This window comes from Sphingomonas sp. LH128 (genome assembly GCF_000293195.2).
GTDB lineage: Bacteria > Pseudomonadota > Alphaproteobacteria > Sphingomonadales > Sphingomonadaceae > Novosphingobium > Novosphingobium resinovorum_A.
The window spans coordinates 1-310 of the sequence record NZ_ALVC01000626.1; the positions used below are offsets into that span (position 1 = coordinate 1).

Below are 310 nucleotides of genomic sequence, written 5' to 3' on the forward strand. Positions count from 1 at the left end.
CCGCCGCCGATCCACACCGAGGCCGAAGCCCGCGAAGCCGGCTATACGCGCGCGGTGGTCGCAGACAGCACGCATCACACGCTCGAATTGCTGATCGAACCCGGTGCCGACCTCGATTCCATCTTCCTCGCCTTCGACCGCAGCGAGAACGAAATGCTCCATATCCATGGCTGGAACTTCACGATCGAACCTGAAGCCCCTTGAGATGAGGGGGAAGGGGACGGGCGATCCATGGAGGATCGACGGAGGATCCCTTGTCCTACACCATCGACATTGGCGCAGCGCCCGCGAACGCCGACTGCGCCCAGCT

Annotated in this window: 1 protein-coding gene; it reads left to right on the forward strand. The window is 63.2% G+C overall.

What is annotated here, in order from left to right:
• A partial coding sequence (locus tag LH128_RS30655; protein WP_008833575.1) for a hypothetical protein occupies positions 1-204 on the forward strand: 204 nt, incomplete at its 5' end.
• Between the last annotated feature and the right edge of the window lie 106 nt (positions 205-310).